The 12738-nt window shown below is 74.7% G+C and carries 11 protein-coding genes; 7 read left to right on the top strand and 4 right to left on the bottom strand.

Annotated elements, in window-relative coordinates:
* The first annotated feature begins 7 nt into the window (after positions 1–7).
* Genes FXF50_RS16385 through FXF50_RS16375 form a run of 3 tightly spaced genes read left to right on the top strand, consistent with a single transcriptional unit; the run spans position 8 to position 2610 of the window.
* Entirely contained in the window at positions 8–814 is an 807-nt protein-coding gene (locus tag FXF50_RS16385) for an ABC transporter permease (protein ID WP_148428706.1), read from the top strand.
* A 30-nt stretch (positions 815–844) separates the two neighbouring features.
* Complete coding sequence (locus tag FXF50_RS16380) at positions 845–1990, top strand: sensor histidine kinase (protein ID WP_148428704.1); 1146 nt, start codon at positions 845–847, stop codon at positions 1988–1990.
* Positions 1987–2610, top strand: a complete 624-nt coding sequence (locus FXF50_RS16375) for a response regulator transcription factor (protein WP_148428702.1) — start codon at positions 1987–1989, stop codon at positions 2608–2610. Before FXF50_RS16380 ends, FXF50_RS16375 begins: the two co-directional genes overlap by 4 nt.
* Positions 2611–2616: 6 nt before the next feature.
* Here FXF50_RS16375 and FXF50_RS30130 read toward each other — a convergent pair whose 3' ends face one another.
* Complete coding sequence (locus FXF50_RS30130) at positions 2617–3531, bottom strand: L,D-transpeptidase (protein WP_148428700.1); 915 nt, start codon at positions 3529–3531, stop codon at positions 2617–2619.
* Between the two features lie 72 nt (positions 3532–3603).
* Positions 3604–5049, bottom strand: coding sequence for an alpha-amylase family protein (locus tag FXF50_RS16365; RefSeq protein WP_148428698.1), 1446 nt, complete (start codon positions 5047–5049; stop codon positions 3604–3606).
* Positions 5050–5296: 247 nt separating this feature from the next.
* Here FXF50_RS16365 and FXF50_RS16360 point away from each other — a divergent pair, with 247 nt between their 5' ends.
* From FXF50_RS16360 to FXF50_RS16345, 4 genes are read left to right on the top strand one after another with little or no spacing between them, the layout of a single operon-like run.
* Positions 5297–6940: a ferric reductase-like transmembrane domain-containing protein gene (locus tag FXF50_RS16360; RefSeq protein WP_255510058.1), complete on the top strand. Its 1644-nt coding sequence runs from the start codon at positions 5297–5299 to the stop codon at positions 6938–6940.
* Positions 6937–8403 (top strand): NADH-quinone oxidoreductase subunit NuoF family protein, encoded by a 1467-nt coding sequence (locus FXF50_RS16355; RefSeq protein ID WP_148428696.1) that lies wholly within the window; start codon positions 6937–6939, stop codon positions 8401–8403. Before FXF50_RS16360 ends, FXF50_RS16355 begins: the two co-directional genes overlap by 4 nt.
* A 21-nt stretch (positions 8404–8424) precedes the next feature.
* Positions 8425–9012 carry a redoxin domain-containing protein gene (locus FXF50_RS16350; RefSeq protein WP_148428694.1) on the top strand — a complete coding sequence of 196 codons (588 nt, stop codon included), beginning with the start codon at positions 8425–8427 and terminating at the stop codon, positions 9010–9012.
* Positions 9009–9887 (top strand): cytochrome c biogenesis CcdA family protein, encoded by an 879-nt coding sequence (locus FXF50_RS16345; RefSeq protein WP_148428692.1) that lies wholly within the window; start codon positions 9009–9011, stop codon positions 9885–9887. Before FXF50_RS16350 ends, FXF50_RS16345 begins: the two co-directional genes overlap by 4 nt.
* Here the strand turns inward: FXF50_RS16345 and serS are convergent.
* Complete coding sequence (gene serS, locus FXF50_RS16340) at positions 9871–11157, bottom strand: serine--tRNA ligase (protein ID WP_148428690.1); 1287 nt, start codon at positions 11155–11157, stop codon at positions 9871–9873. The two genes, FXF50_RS16345 and serS, sit on opposite strands and share 17 nt — an antisense overlap.
* A 465-nt stretch (positions 11158–11622) precedes the next feature.
* Entirely contained in the window at positions 11623–12696 is a 1074-nt protein-coding gene (locus FXF50_RS16335; RefSeq protein WP_148428865.1) for a MerR family transcriptional regulator, read from the bottom strand.
* Between the last annotated feature and the right edge of the window lie 42 nt (positions 12697–12738).

Raw genomic sequence — 12738 nt, 5'->3', positions numbered from 1 at the left:
CCCTGCGATGACCGTCACCGCCCCGTCCGCCACCACCTCGTCCGACCGGGCCGGGAACCGCCGGCCCCCCGCCCTGGGCGGCTTCTCGGCCGCCGTTCTCGGCATCGAGATCCGCCGGGTGCTGCGCAACCGCCGCACGCTCGTCTTCATCCTGATCATGCCGGCGGTGTTCTTCCTCCTGTTCGGCCTGCCGCAGCGCGGGCAGAACCTGGACAACGGCCTGCCGGTCACCGGCTGGATCATGATCAGCCTGGCCGTCTACGCGGCCATGGTCGCCACCACCAGCGCCGGCGCGGCCGTCGCCACCGAACGGGCGCTGGGCTGGAGCCGCCAGCTGCGGCTCACCCCGCTGCGCCCGGCCGCGTACGTGGCCACGAAGGTGGCCACCGCCATGGTGCTCGGCCTGCTCGGCGTGCTGGTCGAGTTCGCCGTCGGGGCGGCCTCCGGGGTCCGGTTGCCGGCGCACGTCTGGGTGGAGTCCGGCCTGACCGCCTGGATCGGCTCCCTCGTGTTCGCCGCCCTCGGCCTCTTCGTCGGCTACCTCGCCCCGGCCGAGAACGTCATGCAGTTCATGGGACCGATCCTGGCCGTGCTGGCCATGCTCGGCGGACTGTTCGTCCCGCTCGACGTGCTGCCCCACGCGCTCCAGCAGATCGCCAAGTTCACCCCGGTGTACGGCGTCGGCCAGCTCGCCCGGGCGCCGCTGACCGGAGCCGGGCTGGACTGGGTCGCGGTCGGCAACGTGGCCGCCTGGACCGCCTTCTTCGGCCTGGGCGCGGCCCGGCTGTTCCGCCGCGACACCAGCCGCGTCTGACGCGTGACCGCGGACGTTAGCGTGTTCACCGTGGGCCTGCCACGCGATCAGAGCCGGCCGGCGAGCCGCCGCTGGCGGATCACCGGCTGGCTCCTGGCCGCGGTCTGGCTCTTCTTCCTCAACATCCCGCTGCTCACCGCCCTGCACCAGCCCGAGGTGTGGCGCCGGGTGCTGGGCGCGGTCACCCTTGTCGCCTTCGGCCTGCTCTACGTCTGGGTGTTCGAGTGGGCGCGCGGCATGCGGCAGGCGCACCGCAACATTCCCCACGCTCGGGCCTGGGCGGCTTTGGCGGCGCTGCTCGGTCTCGGCCTCGCCGGCATCCCCGGCACCGAAGGGGACTGGCTGACCACACTGGTCTTCGTCGCGGCGGCGGCGGTGTTCCTGCTGCCGTCGCGGGAGGCGCTGCTGGTGGTCGTGCTGGCCGCGCTCACCCCGCCGGTGACGGCGGCGCTGGTCCCCGGCTGGGAAGCGGAGGGGACGGTGGTCTTCGCCGTCGTGCTCGCCTCGTTCGCCATGTTCGGGGTCAGCCGGCTGGCCCAGCGCAACGCCGAGCTCCAGGCCGCTCAGCAGGAGATCGGCCGGCTGGCGGTGGCCGAGGAGCGGGCCCGCACCGCACGCGACCTGCACGACATCCTCGGGCACTCGCTGACCGTGGTGGCCGTGAAGGCGGAGCTGGCCGGTCGGCTGCTGGAGCTGGATCCGGCCAGGGCGGCCACCGAGATCGCCGACATCGAGCGGTTGGCCCGGCAGGCCCTCGCCGACGTGCGGGGCACCGTCGGGGCGTACCGCGGGGTGAGCCTGGCGACGGAGCTGGCCGGCGCCCGCTCGGCACTGGCCGCCGCGGGCATCGTCGCCGACCTGCCGGAGACGGCGCCGGCGCTGCCGGCGGAGCGGGACGAGCTGTTCGGCTGGACGGTCCGCGAGGGGGTGACCAACGTGGTCCGACACAGCGGCGCCCGGCGCTGCGAGATCCGGGTCGACCCGACGGCCGTGGAGATCCGCGACGACGGCCGGGGACCGGCCGGCGAGCCGGAGGCGGCCGGCCACGGGCTCGTGGGGCTCCGTGAGCGGGCCCAGGGGCTGGACGCCACGGTCACCGTCGGTCGCCCCCGCGGCGGGCGCGGCTTCCTGCTCCGGGTGACCGTGCCCGAGACCGGACGGGGGGCGACCGGATGACCGAGCCGATCAGGTTGCTGCTCGCCGACGACCAGGCTCTCGTCCGGGGCGCGCTCGCCGCGCTGCTGTCCATGGAGCCGGACCTGACCGTGGTGGCCGAGGTGGGACGGGGCGACGAGGTGGTGCCGGCGGCGCTGCGGACCACGCCCGACGTGGCCCTGCTCGACGTGGAGATGCCCGGCCTCGACGGGGTCGCGGCGGCCGCGGCGCTGCGGGCCGCGCTGCCCGGCTGCCGGGTGCTCGTGGTGACCACCTTCGGCCGCCCCGGCTACCTGCGCCGGGCCATGGAGGCGGGCGCGAACGGCTTCGTGGTCAAGGACACCCCGGCCCGGCAGCTCGCCGACGCGGTCCGCCGGGTGCACGCGGGGCTGCGGGTGGTCGACCCGACGCTCGCCGCGGAGACCCTGGCCACCGGGCCGAGCCCGCTCACCGAACGGGAGACCGAGGTGCTGCGTACGGCCCGGGGTGGCGGCACGGTCGCCGAGCTGGCGGCGACGCTGCACCTCTCCGAGGGGACGGTGCGCAACCACCTCTCCGCGGCGATCGGCAAGACCGGCGCCCGCAACCGGGCCGACGCGGTCCGGGTGGCCGAGGAGAACGGCTGGCTGCTCGGCGACTGAGCCGGCTCAGGCGGTGGCCGGCGGGGCGGGAAGCTGGTCCACCACCACGACGGCGGTGCCGGGGCGCAGCTCGGCGAGGAGTTGCCGCTGGCCGCTGCGGGTGAGCCGGATGCAGCCGTTGGTGACGTTCCTGCCCAGCGTGTCGTCGGTGTACCAGCTGTGCAGTCCGATGTGGGCGCCGCGCAGCCCGGTCGGCACCGCGTCCGGGTCGTCGGGGATCGCGCCGAGGGCGAAGATGTCCACCCCGCCGTAGACGTCCTGCGGAGGCGGGGTGCGGCCGAGGACGAAGGTGCGGCCCAGCGGGGTGGACTGGCCGGGCATGCCGAGGCTGACCTCCCAGGAGCGCACGGCGCGGCCGTCCCGGAACCAGGTGAGCCGGTGCGGGCGGCGTTCCACCACGATCTGGTCGGGCAGCGCGACGGTGCTCCAGCCGCCGGCCGGCAGCCAGGCGATCCGGCGGTTGGCCGAGGGGAGCAGGACCGCGGTCCAGCCGACCCGCCGGTCGACGATCGGCACGGTCAGGTCGACGCCGCTGATGGTGGGGGCGAGGAAGGCCAGCGGCCGGCCGCCGGGCGCGTCGTAGGCGGCCACGGTCCGGGTCGGTGTGAGCCCCTCGGCCAGCGGCCGGGTGTCGGCCGGGTCCGGGTCGGCGGGGAACCCGCCGGGCGCCGGGTCGTAGGTGACCACCGGCAGGTCGTCCGGGGCGGGCGCGGCGGCCGGCACGGACTCCTCGGGGGACGGGCTCGGCTCGTCGGGTGCGGGCGGGATCGCCGCGGTGGGCGCGGCGCCGACCGGCGCCGGGGCCGGACCGGCGGTGAGGGCCCGGCCGACCAGCAGCGCGGCCGCCAGCAGCACCGGTACGCCGACGGCGGCGAGCAGCCAGCCGAACGTCCAGCGCGAGAACAATCGGTCAGACAGCACGATCGGTACTGTAATCGGGCGCGCGGCCCCCGGGCCGCGAATCGGCGGCGCGGGGGCCGGTGTCGTCCCTGGTCAGGACACCTTCGCGCCGACGTGGATGGCGATCGCGTCGTGCGCGTTGACGGTCGCGGCGAACCAGCCGTTCGCGTCCACGGTGATCACCGGCCCGCTGCACGAGCCGTTGCTGAAGTCGCCGTGGATGACGTCGCAGTAGCGGCCGGCGGGCAGTCCGGTGTAAAAGGACCGGCCCGTGATGGCGAAGTCCTCGTCGTTGAGGGTGAGGTAGCCCTTGCCGGCCCGGCTGAACGCGATGTGCTGCCAGCCGTTGTCGTACCAGTTGGCGACGCCGGCACCCTGGGTGGCGTTGGCGAAGCCGACCATGTTGGCGATCACCCGCCAGCGGTGCTCGCACTCCCAGCCGGAGTAGCAGGTGGTGTTCGAGGTCTTGTTGCTGGCGTCCGAGGGCGGGCCCTGGTCCTTGTTGCTGAACGTGTAGCTCGACATCACCGCCGGGGTGCCGTACGGCCAGGCGAGCATGAAGGCGTTCGCGAGGGCGTACTCGCCGCGGTCGCGGTAGGTCAGCACACCGCCGTCGCGCTGGGTGTCGTGGTTGTCGGTGAAGACCACCGCCGAGCCGCCCGGCAGGTAGCCCCAGGACTCGCCGAAGTTCCGCAGGTACGCCAGCCGCTCGCTGTTGAACATCCGGGCCAGGTCCTTGCCGTACCGGAACTCGTGCACGTCGCCGTTGCCGGTGTACTCGGTCGGCTGGATCGGCTCGCCGGCGCCGTAGATGACCTCCTGCACGAGGTACGCCGAGCGGGACAGCTTGCCCTTGACGGCGGCGATGTCGGCGGCCGGCATGTGCTTGCTGGCGTCCAGCCGGAAGCCGTCGACGCCGAGCGAGAGCAGGTCGTTGAGGTATGTGGCGAGCCGGGTGCGCACGTTGTCCGACTCGGTCTTCAGGTCGGCGAGGTTGACCAGCTCGCAGTTCTGCACCTCGTACCGGTCGCCGTAGTTGACGATGTCGTTGTTGCCGTTGCGACCGCAGTAGTGGAAGTCCTGCGAGCCGTAGGTGCCCGGGTAGTCGTAGTGGCCGTAGGTGCTGCCGGCCCAGCCGGTGCCCCCGTTGTCCTGTCCGGACATGTGGTTGACCACGGCGTCGACGATCACCTTCACGCCGGCGTTGTGGCACGTGTTCACCATCGACTGGAACTGGGCGCGGGTGCCCTTGCGGGACTCGATCCGGTAGCTGACCGGCTGGTAGGCCACCCACCACTGGTTGCCCTTGACGTGCTCCTGCGGCGGGCTCACCTGGACGTAGCCGTAGCCCTTCGGGCCGAGCACGGTGGTGCACTCGTTGGCCACCGAGGTCCAGTTCCACTCGAAGAGCTGGACGATGACCTTCTTGCTGCCGGGGGTGGAGGCGGCGGCCGGGGGAGCCGCCACGGTGGTCGGGACGAGCAGGCTGGCGAGCAGGCCCAGGGCGAGGGCCGCCGAGCGGCATCGACGTCGATGCATCGGGACTCCTGAGGGGGTGCGGCGCGGGGGAAAGGATCAGTGCCGACTTCTTGCAGGTCGGCCTGAAATTTTCGGCAAGGTTACAAGCGTGTTGCAAGACCTGTCAACGCATGGACATACGTCGTTGCGAAACGCGCTACACGCGCCCCGGGGCCGGACGGTTCGACGGACCGGCCGAGAAATTCCCCACCGGAGGTGATCCGCCCGTGCCGTCCGTCCGTACTGGAGGAGGGAGCAGGGTCGGCCGGTGGGGCGCCGCCGCGAGACGATCGAGGAGCAGATGGCCCGGGCAGAGCAGAACGAGAAGGCGACGACCGTCCGGACCACCAGCACCAGCCGAGGTGCCCGGACGATGTCGAGGTCCGCGATGGTGGCGCTCGCCGCGTCCGCGCTCGCCGTCGCCTGGGCCGGCCTGGAACTGGCCGGCGCCGGCACCGTCATGTACTCGTACGGATTCTTCTTCACCGAGTTCTTCGCCGGGGTGGTCGCCCTCGTCTCGCTGAGCCTCACCGTGATGCTGGGGCTGCTCGCCACCGACCGGCTGGTGCTGCTCATCCGGCACCGGGTGCTGCTCCAGTCGGCGCACCGGGCCACCGGCGTCCTCGGCGTGGCCGGGCTGGTCTTCCACGTGATCACCAAGATCTCGACCGGCCGCGCCGGCCCGACCGACGCGGTGGTGCCGTTCCTCGGCGGCCGGGGCCTCTACGTCGGGCTGGGCACCGTGGCCGCGCTGCTGATGGTGGGCGTGCTCTGGACCGGCATCGTCCGGGTCCGGTTCGCCGGCGTCGGTCCGAGGTGGATGTGGCGGGCGCTGCACTCCATGGCGTACGTCTCCTGGCCGTTCGCGCTGCTGCACGGCCTCAACGCCGGCCGGACGGCGAAGACCTGGGTGGTGCTGAGCTACCTGGCCTGCGTGCTGCTGGTGGTGGTGGCGCTGCTGGTCCGGCTCTCCGTCCACCTCGGCAAGCGCAGCCGGGAGCAGCACCAGGCCGCCGCCCTGAACAAGGCGATGGCCGGCAAGGGGGAGGAGCGCACCGGCCTGCTCGCCGGGCTGACCCGCCGTAAGGCCACCGCCAAGGAGGAGAGCCGCTCCGGCCGGGGCCGCGAGGGCGGCTGGGCCGAGGCCACCGCCACCTGGACCGCGCCGGCCGGCACCGCGCGGCGCCGCGACCCCGAGCGGTTCGCCGTACCCGTGGTGCCGGAACCCGGGACGCTGCGCGAGCCGGTCCGCGCGGCGGCCGCCCGGCGGCGCGACGAGCGGGTGGCCGGGCGCGCCGAGCGCGAGCGGGTCGCCCGCGGCGAGGAGCGCGTGGCCACGGCCCGGCGCCGCGACGACGAGCGGCCCGCCCGTCGCCGCCGGGACGAGGAGGAACGCCGCACCCGCCGGTCCCGCGACGAGGAGGCCGCCCGCTACTCGGCCCCGCCGGAGAGCGGCGGCCGCCACTCGGCCCCGCCGGACACCGGCACCCGCTACTCCACCCCGGCGGAGGTCGCCCGCTACTCGGCCCCGCCCCGCCGGACGGACGAGCCGGAGGAGCCGTGGGACAGCCCGCGCCGCTGGGAGAGCCGGCCGGTGTCCGGCGAGCCGATCTCGGCCGGCCCGATCTCGGGCAGCCCCATCTCGGCGGGCCCGATCTCGTCGGCGCCGCGCAGCGGCAGCGGCCGGCACAGCGCCGAGGAGGACGTGCCGGAGGAGCCGGACTACTGGCGCCCGCCGGCCCGCTACGCCGCCGACGACGCCTTCGTCGACGACACCCCGACCCTTGTCGACCTCGCCTCCCGGCGGGCCCTGCGGGCCTCCGGCGAGAGCCGGTCGAGCCGGCGCAAGCGGGCCAACGCGGACGCGGTGGACGGGGCGTACTGGGCCGGGCTGCGGGGTGAGGCCAGGTGATGCGCACGACCGTGCCACCGGTGGCCTGCGTCGGCGAGCCCCGGCTCACCGCCGGCTTCGCGGAGTTCGGCAGACTCGACCTGCTGGCACACGAGGAGGTGCACGGCCCCATCGGGCCGGTGGAGCCGGCCGCCCTGCTCCGGCTCGCCGAGGCGATCGACCTCAAGGGCAAGGGCGGGGCCGGCTTCCCGTTCGCCCGCAAGCTGCGCGCGGTGCTGGAGTCCTGCGAGCGGCAGGACCTGTCCGCCGTGGTGGTGGTCAACGCCACCGAGGGCGAGCCGGCGAGCTGGAAGGACAAGGTGCTGCTCACCCGGGCCCCGCACCTCGTCCTCGACGGCGCCGCGCTGGCCGCGTACGCGCTGGACGCCGACGAGATCGTGATCGGGGTGGCCGACGACGACGTGGGCCGGCCCTCGCTCAGCGAGGCGTTGCAGGAGCGGCGGATGCCCGTGCCCACCACCATCGTCACGGTGCCGCACCGGTTCATCTCCGGCGAGGGCGGCGCCCTGGTCAACGGGATCAACGGGCTGCCGCACATCCCGCCGGGCACCAAGAAGCGGTCCAGCGACTCCGGGGTGAACGGGCTGCCCACCCTGCTCTCCAACGCCGAGACGTACGCCCAGCTCGCGGTCGCCGCCCGGATCGGCCCGTACGAGTACGCGGCGCTCGGCACCGACGACGAGCCGGGCACCGTGCTGCTCACCGTCACCGGGGCGGCCAAGCGGCCGGCGGTGGTGGAGTGCGCGGCCGGCACCCCGCTGCGCGAGATCCTGGAGCTCTGCGAGGTGCCCGACGGGCCGGGCATCCTGATGGGCGGCTACCACGGAAAGTGGATCACCCCGGAGGCGGCGGCCCGGGCCGAGGTGTCCCGCAAGGGGCTCGTCGCGGTCGGCGGCACGCTCGGCGCGGGCATCATCCTGCCGCTGAGCGGGGACACCTGCCCGCTCGGCGAGGCCGCCCAGGTGGTCCGCTACCTGGCCGGCGAGTCCGCCGGGCAGTGCGGTCCCTGCAAGATGGGCCTGCCCGACCTGGCCCGCGCCGTCGACCTCGCGGTCTCCGGCAGCGCGCCCATCGAGGTGGTCCGCGCCGCGGCCGGCGACGTGAAGGGGCGCGGCGCGTGCAGCCACCCCGACGGCACCGCCCGGTTCGCGCTCTCCGCCATGGAGGTGTTCGCCGAGGACCTGCGGCTGCACGCCACCGGCGAGGGCTGCGGCAAGCGGGTCAAGGGCCTCATGGGCCTGCCCGGGGCGCCCGACGGCAACCCGCAGAAGCTCACCCTCGACTGGTCCCGCTGCGACGGGCACGGGCTCTGCGCCCACGTGGTACCCGACTTCATCCGGCTCGACGGCAACGGTTACCCCGCCTTCCCCGCCACGCCGGTGCCGACCTGGCTGCGGCAGGGCGCGCTCAAGGCGGTCAAGGTCTGTCCCGAACTCGCGCTCCGGCTGGTCAAGGCCGAGTAGCCGAACCCCGAGGAGACGCGGATGCCCCCACGTACCGCCCGCCGCCTGGTCACCGCCGCCGTGCTGGCCGCCACGCTGCCCGGCGCGGCGTCCTGCGCGGTCGGCCCCGAGCGGGCCACCCCGGTCGGCGTGGTGGCCGCCGCGTCGCCCGCCGCCCCGGCCGGGTCCGCGTCGCCGGCCGCTCCGGTGGTCCCGGCCCGCGTGCCGGAGACGCTGTCGTTCACCGCGAAGACCCTCGACGGTACGGCGTTCACCGCCGCAGCCCTGGCCGGGAAGCCGGTGGTGCTGTGGTTCTGGGCGCCCTGGTGCGCCACCTGCGCCAGCCAGGCGTGGACGGTCGCCGAGATCGCCCCGAAGTACCGGGACACGGTGCCGATCGTCGGCGTCGCGGGGCTGGGCGAGCAGAAGGCCATGAAGGAGTTCGTCACCGAGTTCGACCTGGCCGGCACCCCGCAGCTCGACGACCGGTCCGGCGCGCTGTGGCGCCGGTTCGAGGTGGTCGAGCAGAGCACCTTCGTCATCGTGGACCGGGACGGTCGGGTGGTCCACCAGGGCTTCCTGGACGGGGAGTCGCTGACCCGCCAGGTCGACGCGCTGGCCCGGGGATGACCGGCGGGCTGCTGCTCGCGCTGACCGCGGGCATGCTGGCCGCGGTCAACCCGTGCGGCTTCGCCATGCTGCCCGCGTACCTGTCGCTGCTGGTCGCCGGCCCCGCCGACGGTCGCGGCGCGGTCGGGCGCGCGCTCACCGCCACGGCCGGGCTGACCCTGGGGTACGCGCTGGTCTTCGGCGCCTTCGGCGTGGCCGTCGCGCCACTGGCCGACTGGCTGCGCCCCCGGTTGCCCTGGCTGACCGTGACCCTCGGCGTGCTGCTGGCGCTGGCCGGCTGCTGGCTGCTCGCCGGCCGGCGGCTGCCCACCGCGCGCCCGTTCGCCCGGGCGCCCCGGCTCACCCGCACCTGGCCGTCGATGGTCCTGTTCGGGGCGGCGTACGCGCTGACCTCGCTGACCTGCGCCATCGCCCCGTTCCTGGCGATCGTGGTGACCAGCCTGCGGGCCGGCTCGACGCTGCGCGGGCTGGCGCTCTTCGGCGCGTACGCGATGGGCATGGCCCTGGTGGTCGGGGTGGCCGCGCTCGGCGTGGCGCTGCTGCGCGGCCGGCTGGTGGCCCGGCTGCGCGGCGCCGGCGCGTGGGTGCCCCGACTGAGCGCCCTCGTGCTGCTGGTGGCGGGCGGCTACGTCGCCTGGTACGGCTGGTACGAGGTGCGCCTCGCCCTGGGCCGCCACGACGCCTTCGGTGACCCGGTCGTGCGAGCCGCGGCCCAGGTGCAGCAGACCCTGGTCCGCGCGCTCGACACGGCCGGCCCGGCGCTGCTCGCGGCCGCCCTGGTGCTGCTCGTGGCGGCCGGCCTGCTCCGCAGACGGCGGCGGGGGCCGGACGAGCCGACCCCCGCCGCGCGCCAGGCGGTCAGCGGACCGGGGTGAGCCGGTCGGCGCCGAGCTTGTCGCGGAGCACCTCGGGCACCACGACCGAGCCGTCGGGCTGCTGGAACTGCTCCAGGATGGCCGGGAAGAGCCGGCTGGTGGCCAGCGCGGAGCCGTTGAGGGTGTGCACGAAGCGGGTCTGCTTGCCGCCCGGCTCCCGGTAGCGGATGGCCGCCCGGCGGGCCTGGTAGTCGCCGCCCCAGGAGACCGACGACACCTCCTTGTACTTGCCGGTGCTCGGCATCCAGACCTCGACGTCGAGGGTCTTCTTCATGGCGGCGCTGGAGTCGCCCGCCGCCAGCAGGCTGGTCTGGAAGTGCAGGCCCAGCTTCTCGACCAGGCCCTCCACGTGGGCGACCATGGCCTCCAGCGCGGCGCCCGCCTGCTCCGGCAGCGTGAACTGGAAGATCTCCACCTTGTTGAACTGGTGGCCGCGCACCGTGCCGCGCTCGTCCGAGTGCGAGCCGGCCGCCTCGCGCCGGTAGCACGGGGTGTAGGCGAACGCCTTCAGCGGCAGCTTGGCGGTCTCCAGGATCTCGTCCTGGAACGCGCCGAGGATCGCCGTCTCCGCGGTGGGCAGCAGGAACTGGCCGCGCGGGGCGGACTGCTTGTCCAGGTGGTAGACGTCGTCGTAGAACTTCGGGAACTGGCCGGCCGCGAAGCCGGCGCTGTCGAGCAGCAGGTGCGGCGGGAGCAGGAACTCGTAGCCGGCCTGGATGTTCTGCTCGATCAGCCAGTTGACCAGCGCCCACTCCAGCCGGGCGCCGAGGCCCGTGTACATCCAGAAGCCGGAGCCGCCGAGCTTCACCCCGCGCTCGTGGTCGACCAGGCCGAGCGCCTTGCTCAGCTCCACGTGGTCCCGGACCTTCTCGACCGCCGGCGGCTCGCCGAAGGTGCGCAGCACCCGGTTGGCCTCCTTGCCACCGGCGACCACGTCGTCGGCGGGGAGGTTGGGCAGCTCGCTCATGGTGCCGCGCAGCCGGGACTGCACCTCGTCCAGCTGGGACTCCAGCTCGGCGAGCTGCTTGCGCTCGGCCTCCGGCGCGACCGGCTCCGGCGTGGTGCCGGACCGCTTCGCCTCCGCGTACGCCCGCGCCTCGGCCTTGCGGCGCTGCCGCTCGGCGTCGATCTCCATGATCAGGGCACGGCGTTCCTGGTCGAGCCGCTGGATGTCGTCCAGCGCCCGGTTGACCTCGGCGGGATCCAGACGCTTCGCCAGCGCGGTCGCCACCGCCTCGCGATCCTTCCGGATCAACTCCATGTCGAGCATGCTGCTCGTACGCCTCCGTCCAGGCAGTCAGGTGGGACCCCCAGATGCTACCGTCGCGTCCCGTTCCGCCCGCCCCGGCCCGCGCAGGCCGCCGTCCGATCGGGCGTCGGCGCCGACTCGCCCTCGACGGTCACCGTGGGTGACAGCACCCCCGCCGGCGACCAGATGTGACGGTCGGTGACGGACGACGACGCGTAGTGGCGGCCGGCGCCGTGGTCCCGCCCGGCCCCGGGCCGCTGAGCTGCCTGTTCGCTCGAACCCCTCGCCAACCCCGCCCCCACCCACGACCGCCTTTGCTCTGCAGCCACGGACGCATCGGTTGCGGTGCGTGCCTGCTGCGCCGATGGCTGCAGAGCAAAGGCACGGTGCGGGTGGGGTGGGGGTGGGCGCCGGGATGACGCAGGGTGACAGCGGGCGTGCGGCCGCGGGCGAGACGCGTCCGGCGGCCGCCACGGTCGGTCCGGGTCAGAGGCGGACCGGCATGAGGATGGAGAAGACGTCCTCGTCGTCGGGCCGGCGCACGGCCAGCGGGGCGATCGGCCCGTCCAGCTCCAGCACGAGCTGGCCCCGGCCGCCCGCGTCCAGGGCCTCCAGCAGGTACGCCCGGTTCACCCCCACCCGGAGCCCGTCCGGGGCGTCGGGCCCGACCACACGCAGCTCGCCCCGGTCGTCCAGGCCCAGCACGACCACCTCGTGGTCGACCCCCGCGTGCTCCCGGAGCAGCACCGGAGCGCCCTCGGCGGTGAGCGCGCGCCGCAGCGCCCCCACGTCGACGGGGATCCGGTGAGCGGGCGCGTCGCCCACCTGCCCGTGCAGCAGGCGGCGGTAGTCCGGGAAGTCGTACGGCAGCACGGCGGCGGTCACCGGCCGGCCGGCCACCGACACCTCGACCCGGTCCGGGGTCACGGTGAGGTGCGCCTCCGGGGTGATCCCGGCGCCGGTGTCGAGCAGGGCGCGCAACGCGTCCACGGCGTCCGCCGGGAGCAGCGCGCGCACGGGCGGGCCGTCGACCTTCCCACCGACCCGGGCCACGGCCAGCCGGTGCCGGTCGGTGGCGACCAGCCGGACGCCGTCCGGCTCGACCTCCAGCAGCACGGCGGAGAGCACCGGCAGCTCCGGGTCGGTGCCGACGGCGAACCGGACGGCGTCCACGGCGGCGGCCAGGTCGGCGCGGTGCAGCACGAGTCGGGTGGTGGTCATCATGGTCTCCTCCGGATCGATGAGGGCGCGGATCCGGGAGAGCTCACGGCGGGCGTCGGCGAGGCCGTCCTCCAGGCGGCGCAGGTGCGCGTCCAGCAGCCGGTGCACCGCCGCCGGCCGGTGCCGGTACCGCAGCGCCTCGGCGATCCCGGCCAGCGGCATGCCGACCCGCCGCAGCCCGGCGACGAGCCGGGCCGGCGCCACCTGGTCGTCGGTGTACCAGCGGTAGCCGGTCGCCGGATCCACCAGCGCCGGCACCAGCACGCCCGAGCGGTCGTAGAACCGCAGGGCGCTCACCGTCAGCCCGCTGGCCCGGGCCAGCTCGCCGATGCTGCGCAGTTCGCTCTCCACGACGCCGGATCCTGGGCCCTCAACCCGGTC

The sequence above is a fragment of the Micromonospora sp. AP08 genome (assembly GCF_008085935.1).
GTDB classification, from domain to species: domain Bacteria; phylum Actinomycetota; class Actinomycetes; order Mycobacteriales; family Micromonosporaceae; genus Micromonospora; species Micromonospora chersina.
Note: the sequence above shows the minus strand (reverse complement) of the source record. Positions and strands in the feature narration are given on the sequence as shown.